At 45.8% G+C, this 21,093-nt stretch carries 18 protein-coding genes; 3 read left to right on the top strand and 15 right to left on the bottom strand.

The window, feature by feature from the left end; translation table 11 throughout:
- Window positions 1-43: 43 nt before the first annotated feature.
- The 5 genes from trpS to nsrR all read right to left on the bottom strand — a co-directional run bounded on the left by trpS (window position 44) and on the right by nsrR (window position 5,833).
- A complete protein-coding gene (trpS, locus tag R7Z41_RS20500) occupies window positions 44-1,060 on the bottom strand; it encodes a tryptophan--tRNA ligase (protein ID WP_005381398.1) in 1,017 nt (338 codons plus the stop codon).
- Window positions 1,061-1,176: 116 nt separating this feature from the next.
- Window positions 1,177-1,863: a phosphoglycolate phosphatase gene (locus tag R7Z41_RS20495; protein ID WP_206225436.1), complete on the bottom strand. Its 687-nt coding sequence runs from the start codon at window positions 1,861-1,863 to the stop codon at window positions 1,177-1,179.
- A 110-nt stretch (window positions 1,864-1,973) separates the two neighbouring features.
- Window positions 1,974-2,717, bottom strand: coding sequence for a 23S rRNA (guanosine(2251)-2'-O)-methyltransferase RlmB (gene rlmB / locus R7Z41_RS20490; protein WP_005381395.1), 744 nt, complete (start codon window positions 2,715-2,717; stop codon window positions 1,974-1,976).
- A gap of 67 nt (window positions 2,718-2,784) precedes the next feature.
- A complete protein-coding gene (gene rnr / locus R7Z41_RS20485; protein WP_206971033.1) occupies window positions 2,785-5,292 on the bottom strand; it encodes a ribonuclease R in 2,508 nt (835 codons plus the stop codon).
- Window positions 5,293-5,407: 115 nt separating this feature from the next.
- Window positions 5,408-5,833, bottom strand: coding sequence for a nitric oxide-sensing transcriptional repressor NsrR (nsrR, locus tag R7Z41_RS20480; protein WP_005381392.1), 426 nt, complete (start codon window positions 5,831-5,833; stop codon window positions 5,408-5,410).
- Window positions 5,834-5,990: 157 nt separating this feature from the next.
- On the opposite strand from nsrR, the gene hmpA reads away from it, so the two are divergent.
- Complete coding sequence (gene hmpA / locus R7Z41_RS20475) at window positions 5,991-7,175, top strand: NO-inducible flavohemoprotein (protein ID WP_005381390.1); 1,185 nt, start codon at window positions 5,991-5,993, stop codon at window positions 7,173-7,175.
- An 80-nt stretch (window positions 7,176-7,255) separates the two neighbouring features.
- Here the strand turns inward: hmpA and motX are convergent, their stop codons facing one another.
- Window positions 7,256-7,891, bottom strand: a complete 636-nt coding sequence (gene motX, locus R7Z41_RS20470) for a flagellar protein MotX (RefSeq protein ID WP_005381388.1) — start codon at window positions 7,889-7,891, stop codon at window positions 7,256-7,258.
- Window positions 7,892-8,107: 216 nt separating this feature from the next.
- Window positions 8,108-9,424 (bottom strand): adenylosuccinate synthase, encoded by a 1,317-nt coding sequence (locus R7Z41_RS20465; RefSeq protein ID WP_005381385.1) that lies wholly within the window; start codon window positions 9,422-9,424, stop codon window positions 8,108-8,110.
- A gap of 172 nt (window positions 9,425-9,596) precedes the next feature.
- Between R7Z41_RS20465 and R7Z41_RS20460 the strand changes: the two genes are divergently transcribed.
- Entirely contained in the window at window positions 9,597-9,782 is a 186-nt protein-coding gene (locus tag R7Z41_RS20460) for a DUF2065 domain-containing protein (protein ID WP_005381383.1), read from the top strand.
- Between the two features lie 63 nt (window positions 9,783-9,845).
- Here the strand turns inward: R7Z41_RS20460 and hflC are convergent, their stop codons facing one another.
- The 8 genes from hflC to tsaE form a co-directional block, all read right to left on the bottom strand.
- On the bottom strand, window positions 9,846-10,826 hold the full coding sequence (hflC, locus tag R7Z41_RS20455) for a protease modulator HflC (RefSeq protein WP_005381382.1): 981 nt from the start codon (window positions 10,824-10,826) through the stop codon (window positions 9,846-9,848).
- A 2-nt stretch (window positions 10,827-10,828) separates the two neighbouring features.
- Entirely contained in the window at window positions 10,829-12,034 is a 1,206-nt protein-coding gene (hflK, locus tag R7Z41_RS20450) for an FtsH protease activity modulator HflK (RefSeq protein ID WP_017633728.1), read from the bottom strand.
- Window positions 12,035-12,079: 45 nt separating this feature from the next.
- Complete coding sequence (gene hflX, locus R7Z41_RS20445; RefSeq protein ID WP_005381380.1) at window positions 12,080-13,369, bottom strand: ribosome rescue GTPase HflX; 1,290 nt, start codon at window positions 13,367-13,369, stop codon at window positions 12,080-12,082.
- A gap of 38 nt (window positions 13,370-13,407) precedes the next feature.
- Window positions 13,408-13,671 carry an RNA chaperone Hfq gene (gene hfq / locus R7Z41_RS20440; protein ID WP_005381379.1) on the bottom strand — a complete coding sequence of 88 codons (264 nt, stop codon included), beginning with the start codon at window positions 13,669-13,671 and terminating at the stop codon, window positions 13,408-13,410.
- Between the two features lie 194 nt (window positions 13,672-13,865).
- The gene (gene miaA / locus R7Z41_RS20435) at window positions 13,866-14,798 is read right to left on the bottom strand and encodes a tRNA (adenosine(37)-N6)-dimethylallyltransferase MiaA (protein WP_047103958.1); all 933 of its coding nucleotides are present in this window, start codon (window positions 14,796-14,798) and stop codon (window positions 13,866-13,868) included.
- The gene (mutL, locus tag R7Z41_RS20430) at window positions 14,795-16,807 is read right to left on the bottom strand and encodes a DNA mismatch repair endonuclease MutL (protein WP_225478165.1); all 2,013 of its coding nucleotides are present in this window, start codon (window positions 16,805-16,807) and stop codon (window positions 14,795-14,797) included. The genes miaA and mutL overlap by 4 nt, the downstream gene beginning before the upstream one ends.
- Before the next feature lie 18 nt (window positions 16,808-16,825).
- The gene (locus R7Z41_RS20425) at window positions 16,826-18,535 is read right to left on the bottom strand and encodes an N-acetylmuramoyl-L-alanine amidase (RefSeq protein ID WP_025768796.1); all 1,710 of its coding nucleotides are present in this window, start codon (window positions 18,533-18,535) and stop codon (window positions 16,826-16,828) included.
- Window positions 18,529-18,993 (bottom strand): tRNA (adenosine(37)-N6)-threonylcarbamoyltransferase complex ATPase subunit type 1 TsaE, encoded by a 465-nt coding sequence (tsaE, locus tag R7Z41_RS20420; RefSeq protein ID WP_005381372.1) that lies wholly within the window; start codon window positions 18,991-18,993, stop codon window positions 18,529-18,531. Before tsaE ends, R7Z41_RS20425 begins: the two co-directional genes overlap by 7 nt.
- 276 nt (window positions 18,994-19,269) lie before the next feature.
- On the opposite strand from tsaE, the gene queG reads away from it, so the two are divergent.
- Window positions 19,270-20,397 carry a tRNA epoxyqueuosine(34) reductase QueG gene (gene queG, locus R7Z41_RS20415; RefSeq protein WP_005381370.1) on the top strand — a complete coding sequence of 376 codons (1,128 nt, stop codon included), beginning with the start codon at window positions 19,270-19,272 and terminating at the stop codon, window positions 20,395-20,397.
- The last annotated feature ends 696 nt before the right edge of the window (window positions 20,398-21,093 follow it).

Below are 21,093 nucleotides of genomic sequence, written 5' to 3'. Positions count from 1 at the left end.
AAGCTCCACCAAAGTGGAGCTTTTTCGTATTCGTTCTTAGCGACTATGGGCGAGCTACAAAACCTACTGCTTCGTATGCTTTCTTAAGCGTTTCAGCCGCTCGTGCCGAGGCTTTCTCAGCGCCTTGCTGCATTACCTCGTCCATGTAAGCACGATCAGCGCGAATACGGTGATATTCTGCTTGAATTGGCTCAAGCATTGCTACAACTGCCTCACCAACATCTTTCTTAAATGGGCCATACATTTCTACGCCTTGGTACTTCGCTTCAATCTCTTCGAAGCTCATGCCTGTCGCCGCAGAGTACAGACCCATTAGGTTAGCAATGCCCGCCTTGTTCTCGATATCATGACGGATACTTGGTGGCGTTTCGGTATCGGTTTGCGCTTTGTTGATCTTCTTAAGGATCGACTTAGGCTCTTCCAGCAGCGTGATAACGTTCTTACGGTTGTCATCAGATTTAGACATCTTCTTCGTTGCGTCTTGAAGGCTCATTACACGCGCATTTACTGTCGGAATGTAAGGCTCTGGAACTTGGAAGATTGGCTGCTCTGGCGAGTAAATATTGTTGAAACGCGTTGCGATATCACGCGCTAATTCTAGATGTTGCTTCTGGTCACTGCCTACAGGTACTTGGTGCGCACCGTAAAGCAAAATGTCAGCAGCCATCAACACCGGGTAGTCAAATAGACCGACGTTTACGTCATTCGCGTAACGTGCCGATTTGTCTTTAAACTGAGTCATACGGCTCAGCTCACCCATTTGAGTGTAACAGTTAAGAAGCCAACCTAATTGAGCATGCTCTGGTACATGTGACTGAACAAATAGCGTGCTCTTCTTCGGGTCAACACCAACTGCCAGACAAATTGCCAGTGCGTCTAGAGTTGCTTCATGCAGCGCTTTAGGGTCCTGACGAACCGTAATCGCGTGAAGGTCTACCACACAATATTGGCAATCATAATCGTCTTGCATCTGCTGCCATTGACGTAGAGCACCCAAGTAGTTACCGATACTTAGTTCACCTGAAGGTTGAACACCACTCAATACAATGGGTTTGCTCATTAGAATGATTCCTTTGACTTCTTAATCTAATTAAATGAAAAAAACCGTGCAGTAATAGGTGCACGGTTTACTCAGTGTACTCATTAACGAGTATTTTGGAAGCTCTTTTGTAGCCGTTATGCAGAAACCGCTACAACGTCCAATAATTCTGCCAAACTGTCAGCGACGAAATCTGGATTTGATGCTGAAATAGGTTCACCGTGGTTGTAACCATATGTCAGACCAAATGAGGCACAGCCTGCATTCTTTGCTGCGAGAATGTCGTTTTTCGAGTCGCCAACCATCAGCATTTCACTTGGTTGGATTTGGTGCTTTTCCATCAACCAGTTCAATGCTACTGGGTTTGGTTTTTTCTCTGGGAATGCATCACCGCCAAGGACATCAACGAAGTATTTTGCGATGTCGTGCTTTTCCAAAATGTCAGGCACAAACTTTGAAGGTTTGTTGGTCACCAACGCCATAACAAAGCCCGCTTTGTGCAGCTCTGCTAGTGTCTCTTTTACCGTTGGGTAAAGATGACTTAGCTTGTGACCGCTTTGCTCGTAGTAATCATCAAACAATACACGCGCTTTAGCACGAAGCTCTTCACTCAGCTCCGGGTTGATGGTCAGGCTTTGGCTTAATGAGCGACCAATAAGCACGTCTGCGCCGTTACCCACGTAATCACGAACTTGTTCTTCTGAAACCGATGGAAAGCCAAGCGCCTGTACTGCTTGGTCTGCCGCGACAGCTAGATCGGGCACGCTATCAAGCAAAGTACCATCTAGATCGAAGGCGATGAATTTAATGTCTTGTTGAGTCATAACTTCCCTGAGGATTTTTATTTATAAATCGGTGAAAACGACAAAGGATGGCACCCCATCCTTTGTTTTTATCATTATGTCTGATTCTACAGTAACTGTTTGTTTCGTCGTTACTTTGCAGCAATACGCTGACGAACTGCCTCAAACAAACAGATGCCGGATGCCACAGATACGTTCAAGCTTGAAACGCTACCAGCCATTGGGATCTTAATCAAATCGTCGCAGGTTTCACGAGTTAGACGACGCATACCGTCACCTTCTGCCCCCATTACGATAGCAAGGGGGCCAGTCAGTTTGGCTTGGTAGATGTCGTGCGTTGCTTCACCCGCAGTACCAACAAACCAGATGCCTTTCTCTTGCAATGTACGCATAGTACGAGCCAAGTTAGTCACTCGGATCAATGGCACGACTTCAGCTGCACCACAAGCGACTTTACTTACCGTCGCATTCATTGGCGCAGAACGATCTTTCGGTACGATGATCGCCGCAGCACCTGCCGCATCTGCGTTACGTAAACACGCACCAAGATTATGTGGATCGGTCACTCCGTCTAACACTAATAGCAGTGGTGATTCGTGCTGCGCCAGGATGTCATCTATATCGTTCTCATTCAGCTGCTTCGCTGGTTTCACACGAGCGATGATGCCTTGGTGATTTGCACCGCGCGCTTTGTCATCCAAGGTTTTACGTGTCATCTGCTGAATAGAAACACCACAAACCTGAAGATCATTTAGGATTGGCATTAGGCGATCATCTTGACGACCTTTTAAAACGTACGCCTCGATAAAACGCTCTGGTTCGCGCTCCAATACCGCCTTCACTGCGTGAATGCCGTAGATAAATTCGTTACTCATTGTTTAACCTGTTGTTCTGGTCGTATTGCCTGCGCCAACCGAGTTTGAACTAAGTTGGCGCTTCAACCTACTGCGCTTCTTTTTTAGTGCGCTTAGTTTTCTTCGGCTTACTGTGCGGCTTCTTTTTACGTGCTTTTTTCACTTTAGGCTTCTCGTTGCCTTCGGCGTCACTACGTTTTGGGCCATTACGCTTACTCGTTGCGCCCGTTTCTTCTGGGCGTTTAGTTGGCTCTATCGCAGGAACTGCACGAGCCGCGCCACCTTCTTTCGATGAAGAGCGAGTCGCAGCGCGTTTTTTATCTTTCGCTTTGCGTTTTGCTTCCGCTGCGCGTTTCTTCGCAGTCTTACCTTCGCCGCGTAGCTTACGACTTGTTTCGACCAATTCAAAGTCAATTTGCTTATCATCGAGGTTAACAGCCAGTACTTTTACTTTTACTGCATCACCTAAGCGGTAGATGTTACCGAAACTTTCACCAATAAGTCGTTGACCAATCGGGTCAAATTGATAGTAGTCGTTCGCAAGGGTAGAAATATGTACCAAACCATCGATGTGCAAATCCGTTAAACGTACAAAGAAGCCAAAGCTAGTGACATTAGCAATAACACCGTCTAGTTCGTCACCGACGTGGTCTTGCATATATTCACACTTCAGCCAATCCGCAACATCACGTGTTGCATCATCAGCACGGCGCTCTGTCATCGAACATTGTTCGCCGTAAAAATCCATGTCGTCAAACGAGTAATGATAGCCACCTGTTGGTGTCCAGCGATCTTGATTACGACCTTCTTCTTTAGCAATCAGATACTTGATTGCACGGTGAAGTAACAAGTCAGGGTAACGACGAATTGGCGACGTAAAGTGCGCATAGCGTTTCAATGCCAACCCAAAGTGCCCCGCGTTATCTGCGTTGTATACCGCTTGCTTCATTGAGCGTAGCAGCATGGTCTGAATCAACTCTTGATCTTGACGCCCGGAGATTTGACGTGCGAGATCAGCATAGTCCGTTGGTGAAGGCTCTAAACCACCTTTTAGCTCAAGACCAAGTTCACTTAAGAAGTCACGGAAACCTTGCAGGCGTAATTCACCTGGAGATTCGTGGATACGATAAAGCGCGGGCTCTTTCGCTTTTTCTACCAGCGATGCCGAAGCAATGTTGGCTAAAATCATACATTCTTCGATGATCTTATGCGCGTCATTACGAATTACTGGCTCAATGCTTTCGATTTTACGTTCCGCATTGAAAATAAATTTGGTTTCAACGGTTTCAAATTCGATTGCACCGCGTTGATCTCGTGCTTCTTTCAGCACTTTGTACATCTTGTGCAACTCTTCTAGATGAGAAACAAGCGGCTGGTAGCGCTCACGTAGTTCTTCATCCCCTTCTAGAATCGCGCTCACTTTGCTATATGTGAGACGAGCGTGCGAGTTCATCACCGCCTCGTAATGCTTGTAACCAGACAGCTTACCTGTATCGGAAATGGTCATTTCGCACACCATACACAAGCGATCTACTTGCGGGTTGAGCGAACATAGGCCGTTCGATAGTACTTCTGGCAACATCGGCACAACTTGCGACGGGAAATATACTGAGTTACCACGATTTATCGCTTCTTTGTCCAACGCAGAGTCAGGACGAACGTAGTAACTGACGTCAGCAATCGCTACCCATAAACGCCAACCACCTTCTTTGTTCTTTTCACAGTAAACGGCATCATCAAAGTCTCGTGCGTCTTCGCCGTCAATGGTCACTAGTGGCAAATCACGTAGATCCACACGACCAACTTTCGCTTCTTCTGGTACTTCTTCGCCTAAGTTTTCGATTTGTTTATCGACGGCTTCTGGCCATTCGTGAGGGATTTGGTGTGTACGAATCGCAATTTGTGTTTCCATACCTGGTGCCATGTTTTCACCAAGGACTTCAACCACTTTACCCATCATGCCGCGTGAGCGTGAGCCACGATCAGTAATTTCAATTACGACTACGTTACCCATGCGTGCACCCGCTTTGTGCTCATTTGGGATCAGGATATCTTGGCTGATACGCGAGTCATCTGGGACAACATAGGAGTATCCATATTCAAGGAAGAAACGACCAACGATTTGATCATTGCGCTCCTCTAGCACACGCACCAAACGTCCTTCACGGCGGCCGCGCTTGCTGTTGTCTGTCGGTTGCACTAAGACAAAATCACCGTGGATGATGTTCTTCATCTGATGGTGCGGTAACAGAATATCATCATCCTTGCCGACGCTGCCTTCTGGACGTACCCAACCATGGCCATCACGATGACCAATCACGTAACCTTTCACCATTTCAAGTTTTTCAGGCAATGCATAGCACTGACGGCGGGTAAACACCAGTTGGCCATCTCGCTCCATCGCACGTAGCCGACGACGCAACCCTTCGTATTGCTCTTCGCCCTCAAGCTTTAGTGCCTCAAACAAGTCGTTACGATTCATTGGAACGCCCGCTTGCTCTAGAAACTCGATGATAAACTCTCGGCTTGGAATTGGATTTTCGTAATTTTTGGATTCACGATCTGCAAAAGGATCGTTTGGAATATTGTCTGACATAGGCACGCCTATCTAGCAAGGAAGGTATATGGCTAGTATATCTGAGTCTCTCGATAAGCTACAGAATTGCTTTGAAAAAAGAATGATCGAGATCGACTCTAGGCATGCAAATGAGTTAAGGACGAGCCAGCAAGATCAAAAGTTCAGAATTGTCACTGAGCAAGGATTCAATCGTGCAGTCATCCAACTCCGCCAGAAAGGCACTTTTTGCTTTCGCCAATTTATCTTTGAGGCGGCAAGCAGGGGTAATATGGCAAAAATCCACACCACAGTTGACTAAATCTAACGGCTCTAAATCGCGCACAACACCACCGACTGTGATTTCAGACGCTGGCTTCATCAGCCGGATACCACCGTTTTTTCCGCGCACGGTATGGACATAACCCAACTGCCCTAACCGATTGATAACTTTAACCATATGGTTGCGCGACACACCAAATAAATCCGTCACTTCGGTAATGCTGGTTAACTCATCTTCCGGCAACGAAGCCAAGAAAATTAAGGTTCTCAACGCATAATCAGTGAAACTAGTTAACTGCATATTCTCTCCCAAAGTGCGACTCAATAACCCACTGGTGATGCTAAAACCCCAAACTTGAGCTATCGATAAAAGTGTAAATCTTTTCTTGATCGAAAGATACATTTGAGATACAACTTCAAACATGCATTATAAATACAACTTAAAGTAGGAAGCCCTTATGCTCAGCAATCAAACTATCGAGATCGTCAAAGCGACCGCACCACTCATCGCCGAAACAGGACCAAAACTGACCGCGCACTTTTACGAGCGTATGTTTACTCATAACCCTGAGTTGAAAGATATTTTTAACATGAGTAACCAGCGTAACGGCGATCAGCGTGAAGCATTATTCAACGCTATCTGTGCCTATGCTGCCAATATTGAAAATTTGCCAGCTCTGCTTGGCGCAGTAGAGAAAATTGCGCATAAGCACACGAGCTTTTTGATCACAGAAGATCAGTACCAAATCGTTGGTAAGCATTTACTTGCTACAATCGATGAGCTTTTTAATCCAGGTCAAGAAGTGTTGGATGCTTGGGCTGAGGCTTACGGCGTACTTGCGAATGTATTTATTCAGCGCGAAGAACAAATTTACCAACAAAATGAAGCTTTGGAAGGCGGCTGGCGCGGTCTACGCGAATTTGAATTAGTCGATAAAAAGATTGAGAGCGAACACATTTGCAGCTTTGTGTTCAAGCCAACCGATGGCCAAAAAGTGGCGCCGTATAAACCGGGACAATACCTTGGCATCTACATCAACAGTGACCAGTTAGAAAACCAAGAAATTCGCCAATATAGCCTGTCTTCTGCGGTCCAAGAGAACACCTACCGTATCTCAGTAAAACGTGAAGAAGGCGGAAAAGTGTCGAACTACCTGCACGATAGCCTGAACATTGGCGAAAAAGTGCAGCTTGCGGCCCCTGCCGGTGATTTCTTTATGGATGCCGAACCACAAACACCCGTTGTTCTAATTTCTGCTGGTGTGGGACTTACTCCAACGCTGTCAATGCTAGAAAGTCTCTCAGCACATCAAGCACCTGTAACTTGGGTTCATGCAACAGAAAATGGCCAACAGCATGCTTTCAAGCAACACGTAAACCAACTCGTTGCAGAAAAAGAAAATATGAACGCGCTCGTTTGGTATAACCAACCAACGGCAGAAGACAAGCTAGGCGAAGACTTCCACTTCACGGGCTTTGTCAATCTGTATGAAATTGAAGCTGCATTAAAGCAAGATAACGTGCAGGTATACTTCTGTGGTCCTGTAGGATTTATGCAGCACGTAGCGAAACAGCTATTAGAACTTGGCGTACCAGAAGAGCAATTCCATTACGAATGCTTCGGTCCACACAAAGTGGTTTAAGCGCTACCAACTATCGGGAAAACAACAAAGCCCACGTGACGTGGGCTTTGTTGTATGAAGTTGTTTGCAATATTGAAGCGTTACCAAAAGGTGTCTCGCCGTTTAGCTCGAGCAATAACGTTTTGTGGCATGCGCTGTTCAAGGCCGTTTCTCAATACAGTTATGCGCTTATGCTGCCGCTTATCTGCTGTGACAGAGTTATATAACCAACGATACGCATCTTCGTAATCGAGTGGACTGCCATAATCACGTAAAAGCAACTCGGCCAGATGAATACGCGCGTTTAGGTTTCCCATTGACGCAGCTTCTCGCAAATATGGAATTGCACGTTCTTTATCTTGCTGTACTAAAGTGCCACGCGAATAGTATCGGCCAATCTGCTCTAGTGCAGCTGGTAACCCCTGATGCGCTGCATTTTCGATGTAGTAAAGACCCAGTTCGACATCTTGCTCGACACACACACCCCAAGCCAACATATCTCCGTACAGAAATTCATAAGCGGGTAAGTTAATTCGAGTCGCACGAGCTACGATATCCTCCACCAGCTGGCAGTTATCAGCGCGCACACGTTGTAAGTGCTTATTTTGCTCAATAAGCTTTATCAGCTCTGCTTCGGTATAGATCGGAACTGGTGCCCCCACATCAGCAACATTGGCTTTCACTGTGGTAGCAACCAAGGTCAACAACAGTGAAGCAGCCACTGTTCGTAACTTCATAAACGTACCCTTAAGGTATCTAAGAAACCAAAGATCGGTGAAGGATCTCCTCTGCTTGATAACCTTATCGGCAAAAAACAGCTAAGCTTTAGACAATTTTTGCCTCTGATTTAGGCTCAGCGGCAAAAGCTTGCCATATGAGAGTCACGCTGTTTTTGTTCAGATACAAAAAAGCCGACCAGAAGGTCGGCTTTTGCAATCTTTAACGGCTATCAATTAAGCTTCGAATGGGTGAACTTTGATGATAGTTTCGTTACGGTCAGGACCTGTAGAGATGATGTCTACTGGAACGCCAGTTAGCTCTTCAATACGCTTGATGTAGTCAAGAGCGGCTTGTGGTAGAGCATCTAGTGACTTAGCACCAAATGTGTTCTCAGACCAACCAGGCATTGTTTCGTAGATTGGCGTTGCTTTTTCGAATGCTTCAGCAGCCATCGGAGAAACTTCTAGCACGGAGCCATCTTCCATCTTGTAACCAGTACAGATTTTTAGCTCTTCTAGACCATCTAGTACGTCTAGTTTAGTTAGACAGAAACCAGATACAGAGTTGATTTGGATTGCACGACGCATAGCAACAGCATCGAACCAACCTGTACGACGTAGACGACCAGTTGTCGCACCGAACTCGTGGCCAACTTCACCTAAGTGCTTACCAATTGGATCTTGCTTATCTAAACCGTCGTATAGTTCAGTCGGGAATGGACCAGCACCAACGCGAGTACAGTACGCTTTTGCGATACCCAAGATGTAACCGATGTGACGAGGACCAAAACCAGAACCTGCAGCAACACCACCAGCAGTCGTGTTAGAAGACGTTACGTACGGGTAAGTACCGTGGTCGATATCAAGTAGTGTACCTTGTGCACCTTCGAACATGATCTTGTCGCCGCGCTTACGTGCTGCGTCTAGTTCGTCAGTTACGTCGATAACCATTGACGTTAGTAGTTCAGCGTAGCCTTTAGCTTGCTCAAGTACTTCTTCGTAGCTTACTGGTTCCGCTTTGTAGAAGTTAACTAGTTGGAAGTTATGGAACTCCATGACTTCTTTTAGCTTCTCTGCGAAAGTCGCCATATCGAATAGGTCGCCAACGCGTAGACCACGACGAGCAACTTTATCTTCGTATGCTGGACCGATACCACGACCAGTAGTACCGATAGCTTTTTTACCGCGAGCGATTTCGCGAGCTTGGTCCATTGCAACGTGGTAAGGAAGAATTAGCGGACATGCTTCAGAAATGAAAAGACGCTCGCGTACTGGAATACCGCGCTCTTCAAGAGGCTTCATTTCTTTAAGTAGAGCTTCAGGTGATAGTACAACACCGTTACCGATAACACATTTTACGTTATCGCGAAGGATACCTGATGGAATTAAGTGAAGAACGGTTTTTTCACCGTCAATTACGAGAGTGTGACCTGCGTTGTGACCGCCTTGGTAGCGTACCACGTATTTTGCATCTTCAGTTAAAAGGTCTACGATTTTACCTTTACCTTCGTCACCCCATTGGGTGCCTAGAACGACTACGTTATTTCCCATCTTTCCAAGTCTGATTGCTAGTTAAAAATGGATTCTAGCACCGAATCACGCTTCTTGCAGTCATTTTTTGTTCACAGAGTTGCTACCAGAATGTCATCTTGCCGCTTTGTTCATTTTGAAATCAGCATATCACTGATAGTATTTAGCTTTCTCTATTCGACTGGAAAGCGCTATGTCTGAATCCATATGGTTGGCGATTGGGCTCGTCTTGATCGTGGAAGGCATTGGGCCACTGATTGCTCCTAACGGTTGGCGGAATATGGTGGCTCAATTAAGTGAACAACCCAACAATCAGCTACGACGCATCGGTGGCTGCCTAGTAGTTGCTGGAGCCGTCATCGCCATCATGATGAGCTAGCACTTAGCATCAGATACAAAAAAGGCTCCCTAAGGAGCCTTTTATTTCAATGAGACGCGGAGATTATTTCTCCATGCTGCCCTTCGACTGGTTCATGTATTGGAAGAACTCACTCTTCGGATCAAGCACCAGAATATCGCTCTTAGAGCTGAAGGACTTCTCATACGCACGTAGCGAACGTAGGAAGCTAAAGAACTCAGGGTCTTTGTTGTATGCTTCAGCATAAATCTTCGCAGCTTCAGCATCCGCCTCACCTCGTGTCACACGCGCAGTTTTATCAGCTTCAGCTAGAATAGTTGCTACTTCTAGTTCTGCTTGAGCACGAATAACTTCCGCTTTTTCACGACCTTGAGAACGGTGCTTACGAGCAACGGACTCACGCTCCGCACGCATACGACGGTAGATAGACTCACTGATTTCATCAGGCAGGTTGATTTTCTTCATTCGGAAATCAACGACACGAACACCCAAGTCTTTCATTGCGCTTTCACGCGTGTCTTTCAATACTTCAGACATGATTAGGTCGCGTTCACCATCAATCTCAAGCGCCTCACGAGCCGCTTCAGTTGCGACAACATCGGCACTTGCGTCTTCTGGTAGCACATCATCGTTACGTGGACCAGATACGATCTGTTTGATTTCACGAGCACCGATTTCAGAACGAAGCACGTCCGTCACTTTACGCTCAAGTAGTGCCTCTGCCGTTAGCGAGTTACCACCGCCAGTCGCGAGGTAGTAGCGACCAAAATCTTCAATACGCCACTTCACGTAGGTATCAATGATAACGTCTTTTTTCTCAGACGTTACGAAACGGTCTGCACGGCCATCCATTGTTTGGATACGTGCATCAAGTTGTTTCACACGGTCAAACAAAGGCATCTTGAAATGCAGACCAGGCTCGTAAATTCGAGTGATGTCGTTGTTGTCTTTCAAGACACGACCAAATCGAACCACGATACCACGCTCACCTTCAGGAATCACAAACAAAGACATCAACATTAATGCCAGTGCGATTACCAGTACAGGGATCATTAACTTACGCATTCTTAGTATCTCCCTTGACGTGAACCTGTTGAACGAGACTGCGTGTTCGAAGTGTCTTCTTGTGTACGATCAGACTCAAGTTGAATTTGATCATAGGTTGAAGATGACTTCGATTTACGTTTGGTATCTGCTTTGCCCTCTTGTCCCGCCAACTTATCGATTGGAAGGTAAAGAAGATTGCCGCTTGATTCCGAGTCAATCAACACTTTCGAAGTGCTTGAGTACACCTCTTCCATTGCGTCAATGTACAGACGATCACGCGTTACACCAGGCGCTGCTTGGTATTCTGGTAATAGTTTTTCGAACTGTGCTACCTGACCAAGAGCCTCGTTAGTGACACGCTCATTGTAACCTTGTGCTTCTTTCTTCAAACGCTCTGCACGACCCGTTGCCTTAGGCAAGATTTCGTTCTTGTATGCTTCAGCTTCACGAATGAAACGCTCTTCATCCTCACGTGCTGCGATTGCATCATCAAACGCATCTTTCACTTGCTCTGGTGGACGAGCAGACTGGAAGTTCACATCAACAAGTACCAGACCCATATCATAGCTATCAATGATTTGGTTCAGTGTTTCTTGCGTAGTTTGACGAATTTGCTGACGACCACTGGTTAGAATGCTATCCATCAATGAGTCACCAATTACTGCACGTAGTGCAGAATCCGTTGCTTGACGCAAGCTGTCGTCTGCATTGGTTACACGGTACAAGTATTTGTATGGGTCAGTCACTCGGTACTGAACATCCATCGCAACTGTTACAACGTTTTCATCTTTGGTCAGCATTAGACCAGATGCACGTAGTGAACGAATCGCTTGTACGTTTACCGCTTCGTACTCATCAATAAAGCGAGGACGCCAGTTAAGACCTGGGTCTACGATACGATCGTATTTACCTAAACGCAGTACAACACCACGCTCTGCTTCACCGATGGTGTAAAAACCAGCGAAGAACCAAACTGCAACAGCAATCAGAGCAATCACGCCAAAGCCAATTGCACTACCACCACCGCCGCCGATTGGAGAACCACCGCCGCCTTTTTTACCAAACTTGCCGCCCAGCTTTTGACTCAGTTTGTTGAACACTTCATCTAAATCTGGCGGACCTTGATCTCGGCCACCAGGACGCTGGCCACCACGATTATTATTACCCCAAGGGTCATTATCGCGGCCATTGTTGCCGTTGTTATTTCCAGGCTCATTCCACGCCATTAGAAAGCTCCATCATTTGATATGACGTTATACTGTAGCAGTCCTTTAAGTGACTATAAAGCCAGTCAAAACTGCCCCTTCTCTTTTTTCAAGTCTAGACCAATCTACTTGCTGCATTCGAATATCGATCAACAAGTTACCATCCTGGTCATATTCCTCACGTTGAATACACTTCATTTGGAAGAAGGTACTACGGAATCGTCCTTGATACTGTGGAGGAATTCGCAACTGATGCTCGACCATTTGTGACGCCAGACGTTCCGTCAGAGCCTCAAACAGGACATCAATGCCCAACCCATCCATTGCTGAAACCCAAACTGCGCGAGGTACGCCTTCCTCGTCTCGTTCTATACGTGGTTTCTGCGAATCTAGATTGTCGATTTTGTTCATGACAACCAGAGTCGGCACTTCATGCGCGTCGATCTCTTCTAGTACTTCATGAACAGCTTGAATATTCTCACGAAAACGCTCATCACTGGCATCAACAACATGTAACAAAATGTCAGCTTCTTGCGTTTCCTGCAAGGTTGCCTTGAAGGCCGCAACCAAGTCGTGTGGCAAATGTCGAATAAAACCAACCGTGTCTGCCAAGATGGCAGGACCAACATCTGCTAACTCTATCTTACGTAAAGTCGGGTCCAAAGTAGCAAATAATTGATCAGCCGCGTACACGCCAGCTTCTGTAATACGGTTGAAGAGTGTCGACTTACCCGCGTTGGTGTAACCCACAAGTGAAACCGTTGGGATTTCAGCTCGATTTCGGGCGCGGCGCCCTTGTTCACGCTGCTTCGCTACTTTGTCTAAGCGTCGCAGGATGGCTTTGATTCTGTCACGCAATAAGCGACGGTCGGTTTCCAGCTGGGTTTCACCCGGGCCACGTAAACCGATACCACCTTTCTGCCTTTCAAGGTGTGTCCAACCACGAATCAAACGAGTAGAGATATGACGAAGTTGAGCCAGCTCTACCTGTAGCTTACCTTCGTGTGTTCGAGCTCGTTGAGCAAAGATATCGAGAATAAGACCAGTGCGGTCGAGAACTCGACATTGGCACAGTGCTTCGAGGTTACGTTCTTGGGCAGGAGAGAGGGCGTGATTAAAAATCACAATTTCGGCACCCGTTGATTGTACCGCTGTAGCAATCTCTTGGGCCTTACCCTCTCCGACATAGTATTTAGGGTGTGGGGATTGACGACTACCAGTTACCACTTGTAGCGCCTCTACCCCAGCAGAAGAAACCAGCATTTCGAACTCAGCCAGATCTTCCCATTCACCTTCTTGCGTGAAGTTGATATGAACAAGTACGGCTCGCTCACCGGATTCATAACGGTCAAACAAGCAATCAACTCCTTATTTTAAAAATACTCGATGAAGAATTAATCTTCAGATTTCTCTTGTGGACGCTCACCTTGTGGACGTTCACCGCTGTGATGGCTCACTGGACGAGCCGGCACAACTGTTGAGATCGCGTGCTTGTACACCATTTGGTTAACAGTATTCTTCAGCAGGATCACAAATTGATCGAATGATTCGATCTGACCTTGTAGTTTAATACCATTCACAAGGTAGATAGATACCGGGATACGCTCACGACGTAGCGCGTTTAGAAATGGGTCTTGTAGAGATTGCCCCTTAGCCATTTTTATTTTCCTTATTTAATTTGTAGTTGTAATTATTTAGCTAGTGGTGCAATGCAAAAGATACGGCTTTTGCATCTGAGCTAAACGAATCAAAAATGCACTCTAAGTAATTAGCAGCATAGTATAAAAACCGCCAACAACAGATCCTTTGAGAGTGCGTTCACGCAAAAACGATCACATTATACACAGCTATGTCAATCAGATGCTATTGCTTCCGACATCGTTTCTAATGCCTGTTCAATGTTCTCGCTATCCAACCAAGTTAAATCATCCCAGCTGCGTAACCAGGTGATTTGACGCTTGGCCAATTGACGAGTCGCGCATACGCCACGAAATACCGCTTCGTCACGTGTACACTCCCCATCTAAATACTCCCACATCTGTCGGTAACCGACGCATCGTATGGAAGGAAGATCGGGGTGAAGATCTTTTCGCGAATATAACGCTTTCATTTCTTCTTCAAAGCCCGCTTCCATCATCTTCTCGAAACGGAGTTCAATCCGACGGTGAAGTTCTGCCCTATCCTTGGGAGCTATTGCAAACTGCTTGACTCGGTATGGTAGGCTTTCACCTTTCGTTTGAGTCAATTCAGTCAAAGTTTTACCTGAAATGCGAAAAACTTCCAATGCCCGAGATAAACGTTGGGGATCATTGGGATGGATTCTCGCGGCTGACACAGGATCAACCTCTTTGAGTTCATCGTGCAACACTGACCAACCTTTAGTCAATGCCTCTTGTTCAATTTGCTGACGAATTTCAGGATTTGCAGCAGGAAGTGGTGATAAACCTTCAAGTAACGCCTTGTAATACAGCATTGTTCCACCCACAAGAAGTGGAATTTTTCCTTCTGCAACAATATCATCCATCGCTTTCAATGCATCTCGACGAAAGTCGGCGACAGAGTAAGATTCACTTGGATCCAAAATATCTATCAAGCGATGAGGCGCCAAACTTAACTCTTTTTCATCCGGTTTCGCCGTACCGATATCCATCCCTTTGTAGATCAAAGCAGAATCAACACTGATGATCTCAATCGGAAATTTTTGACGAAGACGAATCGCCAGCTCAGTTTTGCCTGATGCAGTTGGCCCCATTAAAAATAGCGCCAAAGGTAGTTTATCTGTCATGGTTTTAATTTGGCTATCGTGGCAGAGAAATCAACAGCGGATACGAATTTTGTATCTTCTAATGGCAATTGACCATGTCTTAGCTGTTCAAGTTCCGCAATAATTTGAATGGCTTCAGAAAAAGTATAGTGACTCTTCACTGTCGTGACCTGTAATGCGAGCCAATCTATCAACTCAGACAGCATCTGAGCCGCTGCTATACCTTCGTTCACACAAGATTGCGCGTAAGATAACAGATCTGGTACTAAATTTTGTAAGTTTTGTTGACGCAGCGGAGCTGGGACGCCCATCACCATTAAGGCGTGCTCGTTTCTCGCTTTCAATTGAATACCAAGCAATGCCAAATCTTGTTGATAATCTTGGGCCAGTCTCACTAATTCGGGCTCTAACTTAATAGATAGAGGAACAAGCAGAGGTTGTGCCTTGAGTGCACCATCGCTTGGAGTGAGCTGGCCTTTTACACGATAAAATTCTGCTCTAGGTAACGAGACTAACGCCGCCCCACTGTCACTGCTCATCAAAACAAATTGTTCATCGACCACCATCAGCGCTTTGCCTAATGCAGTAATCGATGGCATTGATGTGTGCGAAGTTATCGTTTGGGGCGCTATTGGAGTGACTGCCTGAGCCTCAAACTCTGGCGTTTTCAGCAGCTCGTGATAAGCGCGTACTTCTTGTTTAGTTGGCGCTGGTTCTACGTGGCGCTCTTTACTGTGACTTGGCTTTGGTGCAGGTTTGGATTCCACCCAATCATTACGTTTGAATGACTCCACTACGCGCGCCTCTCGCACGGAGGTTTCACTAGGACCGCTATTACGAGGCTTCACTTCATAATCACTGCGTCCAGGATAAGCCGGTGTACTCTCTATCGCTTGATAAACCCGCTCTGGTACTGGTGAAGATGCTGGCTCTTGTACTTTTTCAGGCTCTGGCGAATGCTCAATCTCTTCGGATTCAGTCTGTTCCACGCGATGAAATGCCGATTCATTCACCTGTGGTTTATCAATCACAGCGCTTTGTGAAAGTGCATCCGTCAGAGCTTGATAGATGAAATCATGCACCAAACGAGCTTGGTGGAAACGCACTTCATGCTTAGCAGGGTGAACATTCACATCTACTTGGTGCGGATCTAGCTCAATAAAGAGCACATACGCAGCAAACTGATCTGGCTTTAAGCTCATTTCATAGCTTTGACGAATCGCGTGATTGATTAATTTGTCACGCATCATTCGGCCATTCACATAGCAATATTGTAAATCGCTTTGCTGCCTTGCTCCCTCTGGCGTGGTAATCCACCCATGTAGATTTAACCCTTGATGCTCAAGCTCGATTCTGAGCATGTGTCGAACAAACGCGTTACCGCAGACAGCTGCAATACGTTTTTCGGTTTGAAGCTGATTTTTCGCCGCACGATATTGACGAATGATCTTGCCGTTGTGGCGCACATTGATGGTGACATCAAAGCGGCTTAACGCAATGCGTTTCAATAACTCATCAATATGAGCAAATTCGGTTTTCTCCGTACGAAGAAACTTGCGACGCGCTGGAGTATTAAAAAATAAGTCCAACACTTCAACAGTCGTGCCAATCGGGTGCGCTGCTGGCTTAAGCTTCACCTGCATATCACGCCCTTCGGAGTAAGCACTCCAAGCTTCTTCTTGTGCCGCAGGACGCGACGTGAGCGTCAAACGCGAGACTGAGCTAATACTGGCTAACGCTTCACCGCGAAAACCTAGACTCATAATGGCTTCGAGATCATCTAAGGTATGTATCTTAGATGTCGCATGACGACTGAGCGCTAAGCCGAGTTCATCTTTCGCGATACCTTTTCCGTTATCACGAACACGAATCAGCTTTGCGCCTCCTTTCTCGATATCGATATCGATTCGAGTTGCGCCAGAATCAAGACTATTTTCAACCAGCTCTTTAATCACAGAAGCAGGTCTTTCGACCACTTCCCCTGCGGCGATTTGGTTTGCAAGTCTGGCTGGCAAAATTTTAATCGTCATAATGAGTTAGAAGCTCACCTACTTGTTTGGAATGATCAGGACTTGCCCAACCGCTAGCTGATCAGAGCGTAAGTTATTCGCTTTACGAATGCTCGATACGCTAACGCCGTATTTGGACGCTATTTTGCCAAGGAACTCACCCCGAGAAACCTTGTGCTTACGAATCGGTTTATCTTTTACCGCGACCGTTATCTTCAACTTTTGCCCTACCCACAAGGTATCTGACTTCAAGTTATTCTCTCGGCGGATATCTGAAACCTTCACTTTATAGTGATTCGCAATCTTACCTAAGAACTCACCAGACTTAACCTTGTGCGTAATGGTTTCTGTCTCAACAGTAATCGGTTTACTTGGCACTTTAATCGTACCAGCAGAAGGAATGTTGAGCTTCTGACCAATTGCCAAGCCTGTCGACTTCAAGTTGTTTGCCGACATCAGCGCTTTAGAGCTAAGCCCATATTTGTTCGCGATCACCGATAATGACTCGCCACGCTTTACAATATGTACCATTGGCTTCGCTGAAGGCGAGAACACCGTACCCTCTGGTGGGTTATCTTTTAAGTACTTGACGACCGCCTTAGTGATAGCCTGAGCTAACTTATCTTGGTGCGCTCGTTGAAACAGTAAACGCTCTTCTGTTGGGTTAGAAATAAAGCCCGTTTCCACTAGCACAGACGGAATCTGTGGAGAGCGCAAAACCGCAAGGCTGGTGTTGATCGGTTTGGTGTTATGCAGGTGCGCAACACGTCCCATCTCACCTAGGATTTCTGTTGCCAGCTTATAGCCTTCTTTTTGTGAATGACTAAACTGCAAGTCCAACAAAGTTTGGTTCACGTTACGATCTTTTGTCTTCGTGAAGAACGCATTACCCGAGCCGCCCAATAACTCAGACTGTTTCTCATGGTTCTCGACCCAACGAGCAATTTCGGTATTTGCACGACGAGTATTTAGTACGAAGACCGATCCACCGCGAGGCTTCGGTGAAGTAAACGCATCTGCGTGAATGGAAATCAGCAAGTGCGCATCATTTTCACGAGCAATCGCGACACGACGGTTTAAGTTTACAAAATAATCTCCCGTACGAGTCATGCGCGTTTTAATACCAGGAGTCGCATCGAGCTGAGCAGCAATTTTTCTTGAGATACTCAATACCGCATCTTTCTCGTACTTACGACGTGAAGGGCCAATAGAGCCAGGGTCTTCCCCACCGTGACCAGGGTCGATAACAATTAACACTTCTTGAGCTCGTTGAACTGAACTCATGTCTTTGCTGGCCGCCGCTGGCTTACTCGGTTTAGAGGTCGATGCCTTCTTACCGTGCGGTAAATCAATCACCAAGCGGTGACCATACTGCCCACCTGGTGTTGGGCTTAATTTAAATAATTCCGCTTGAACGCTCTTTTTTAGTTCAAACACCAAACGATAAGTGCCCTTCTCTGGAGGCGAGCTTTTTCGTACCAGTTTTAAAACAGGGCTATCCGTAACAGTAACAGGCAGTCTGGCCTGCATCGTCGTGCTTTTTAAATCCACGACAAGGCGATCCGGCCCTGATAAAGAGAAATAGGAATAGTCAGCTTCCGAGCCTAAATCGATGACAACACGCGTTTCATCAGGTGAAGGCCAAACTCGAAAACTCTTAACGACGTTAGCAAATGCTAAATTGGGGATGAGAAGGAGAAAAGTGGCGACAAACGTCGCCACTACTCTAAAATTTGAAAAACTCAACATAGCTCCAATCGACTGAGTAACTGCACACCATAATCATTATTAGCTGTTAGTTCGGCTACACGTTGCTCACCTTGGTAGCGAATGTTTACATCAAGATCCGGTTGTGGCAGTAAGCCATGCCCTTTTTCAGGCCATTCAACCAAGCAAATCGCATCGTCTGTGAAATAGTCTCGAATACCCATAAACTCAAGCTCTTCAGGATCCGCAAGACGATAAAGGTCGAAGTGATATACTTGCCACTGATCCAACTGGTACGGTTCGACTAGAGTATAAGTTGGACTTTTCACGTTACCTTGATGACCAAGAGCACGGACAAAACCACGACTAAAGGTTGTTTTACCTGCACCCAAATCACCATGCAGATAAATTGTGGTTTGCTGGGAACAAAGCTGAGCCAAAGCGGTGCCTAGTGCAACCGTTTCATGCTCATCTTTTAAATTGAATTGTTTCGTGCTCATTGATGCTTCTCTAACTAATGATCGTTGACTATATAAAAATCAAAAGAACAGGAATAGTAAACCGTGTTGGTTTTGAGAGACAAGCTTTCAAATGTCATATGTGCGAAAAAAGTATCCAATAAACGGTATCTTAATCATCTTAGTATCGACCTAGATTTAGAATATATGCAAATGACTTCAATAAGCAGTATTCACAACATCAAAAACGTACCTAACTGGGTAGCACCAAAGCCAGAGATCCGTTAAGATCCGCCCCCCTTTATTCCGGTGGTTAACATGAACTACGAACAACTCGCACAACAAATCAAAGTTTGGGGAAAAGAACTCGGCTTCCAAAAAGTTGGGATCTGCGACGTTGATCTGAGTGAACATGAAGCAGCACTACAAAAATGGCTTGATGCAGGCTATCACGGCTCAATGGATTGGATGGCTCGTCACGGTATGATGCGTGCTAGACCCCATGAGCTACTCCCGGGAACCGTTCGTGTTATCAGCGTCCGGATGGACTATCTGCCACCAGAGGCTCAATTCGCTTCGAACCTCGCGAATAAAAGTCATGCCTATATTAGCCGCTACGCACTAGGGCGCGATTATCACAAGCTCGTCAGAAAGCAGCTAAATAAGCTCGGCAAACTTATTGAACAAGAGGTTGGTCAATATGGTTACCGACCTTTCGTTGATTCCGCACCAATATTAGAGCGACCTCTCGCCCAAAAAGCGGGCTTAGGTTGGACCGGGAAACATTCCCTGATTTTAGATCAAGACTGTGGATCGTGGTTCTTTTTAGGTGAACTACTTATCGACTTACCACTACCCGTAGATGAGCCAAGCGTTGATCAGTGCGGTAAATGCAAAGCATGCATTACATCATGTCCAACACAAGCCATCGTTGAAGACAAAGTTGTCGATGCCAGGCGTTGTATCTCTTATCTCACCATCGAGTTCGATGGCGTGATTCCTGAAGAGTTTCGAAAGCCAATGGGTAACCGCATTTATGGTTGTGACGACTGTCAATTGGTTTGCCCATGGAACCGCTACGCCGACATAACGGAGCAAGATGATTTCCACCGTCGTGACAGTTTCAAAAACCCTGACCTCGTCGACATGTTTAACTGGGATGAAGCGACTTTTCTAAAAAATATGGAAGGCTCCGCTATCCGTCGTATTGGTCATATACAGTGGCTACGTAACATCGCTGTCGCACTTGGTAATGCAGAATATAGTCAGCGAATCATAGATGCGCTGGAAAGTCGGCAAGGTGAAAATAAATTACTTGATGAGCACATTAAATGGGCTTTGACAGAGCAACTGAATCAACTCCCCACTGAGAGTAATTCATCTATAGAGACGAAAAAGCAACGCTTAATAAGGATAGTCGAGAAGGGACTGCCGAGAGACGCATAGAGCGTAGTCTATATGCAAGAGATTGAAAGTACTTTTGCATGTTCAATTCATGACCTTGTTCTCAATTTTGTAATGTGGAAAAAAATTTGAGATTCAAGAAAAACAAGCTAGCAGAAAAAAGTTAAACACAGCTCGGAGAAATGACTAGGATCAAAAAAATACCAGTTAATGATCGTATTTTAACGTACTCGATCCGACAAAAAACTTATTTTTTCTTTATATAACAAAGATTTAATTGATATTTCTTTGTTGTTTCAACTTCACTTTAGAGAAAAGATCTTTCTTCCCCATCATAAAAAGTCAAGCTAAAAACACTTTATCAACCAACTTATCCACAGAACGACGTATGTGGATAACTCTGTTAATTAAAGTAGATAAAACACGCGAAGCCTCATCATACTTGTACGTCAGCCGATTCATATCGTGTTTTAAACACAAACGAAATCGTCCGACATCATATGATGCGGATAAAAGTTTAGCTTTTGGGGATTCATGCTTCGCAGCATTATGAAAAGAGCGATGTGATTGGTTGCGAGAAGCAGGCGTTGAATCAAGCGGCGCATCCGTAGACGACTTAACAATTGTATACTAAATAAGTACTCAATCTATCGTCTTGTATTTGGTTGCGGGGGCCGGATTTGAACCGACGACCTTCGGGTTATGAGCCCGACGAGCTACCAAGCTGCTCCACCCCGC

Origin of the sequence: Vibrio sp. 1457 (genome assembly GCF_033340195.1) — a bacterium.
In the GTDB taxonomy this organism is placed as follows: domain Bacteria; phylum Pseudomonadota; class Gammaproteobacteria; order Enterobacterales; family Vibrionaceae; genus Vibrio; species Vibrio alginolyticus.
This window is presented reverse-complemented; position numbering and strand designations above follow the sequence as displayed.

Coding starts and splice junctions, on each gene's coding strand:
- R7Z41_RS20460 (WP_005381383.1), top strand. CDS start 9,597: ATGTCTGAATCCATATGGTTGGCGATTGGGCTCGTCTTGATCGTGGAA.
- rlmB (WP_005381395.1), bottom strand. CDS start 2,717: ATGAGTAACGAATTTATCTACGGCATTCACGCAGTGAAGGCGGTATTG.
- miaA (WP_047103958.1), bottom strand. CDS start 14,798: ATGACAGATAAACTACCTTTGGCGCTATTTTTAATGGGGCCAACTGCA.
- R7Z41_RS20465 (WP_005381385.1), bottom strand. CDS start 9,424: ATGGGAAATAACGTAGTCGTTCTAGGCACCCAATGGGGTGACGAAGGT.
- trpS (WP_005381398.1), bottom strand. CDS start 1,060: ATGAGCAAACCCATTGTATTGAGTGGTGTTCAACCTTCAGGTGAACTA.
- tsaE (WP_005381372.1), bottom strand. CDS start 18,993: ATGAGCACGAAACAATTCAATTTAAAAGATGAGCATGAAACGGTTGCA.
- hflK (WP_017633728.1), bottom strand. CDS start 12,034: ATGGCGTGGAATGAGCCTGGAAATAACAACGGCAACAATGGCCGCGAT.
- motX (WP_005381388.1), bottom strand. CDS start 7,891: ATGAAGTTACGAACAGTGGCTGCTTCACTGTTGTTGACCTTGGTTGCT.
- R7Z41_RS20425 (WP_025768796.1), bottom strand. CDS start 18,535: ATGTTGAGTTTTTCAAATTTTAGAGTAGTGGCGACGTTTGTCGCCACT.
- nsrR (WP_005381392.1), bottom strand. CDS start 5,833: ATGCAGTTAACTAGTTTCACTGATTATGCGTTGAGAACCTTAATTTTC.
- mutL (WP_225478165.1), bottom strand. CDS start 16,807: ATGACGATTAAAATTTTGCCAGCCAGACTTGCAAACCAAATCGCCGCA.
- hmpA (WP_005381390.1), top strand. CDS start 5,991: ATGCTCAGCAATCAAACTATCGAGATCGTCAAAGCGACCGCACCACTC.
- hfq (WP_005381379.1), bottom strand. CDS start 13,671: ATGGCTAAGGGGCAATCTCTACAAGACCCATTTCTAAACGCGCTACGT.
- queG (WP_005381370.1), top strand. CDS start 19,270: ATGAACTACGAACAACTCGCACAACAAATCAAAGTTTGGGGAAAAGAA.
- R7Z41_RS20495 (WP_206225436.1), bottom strand. CDS start 1,863: ATGACTCAACAAGACATTAAATTCATCGCCTTCGATCTAGATGGTACT.
- hflC (WP_005381382.1), bottom strand. CDS start 10,826: ATGCGTAAGTTAATGATCCCTGTACTGGTAATCGCACTGGCATTAATG.
- rnr (WP_206971033.1), bottom strand. CDS start 5,292: ATGTCAGACAATATTCCAAACGATCCTTTTGCAGATCGTGAATCCAAA.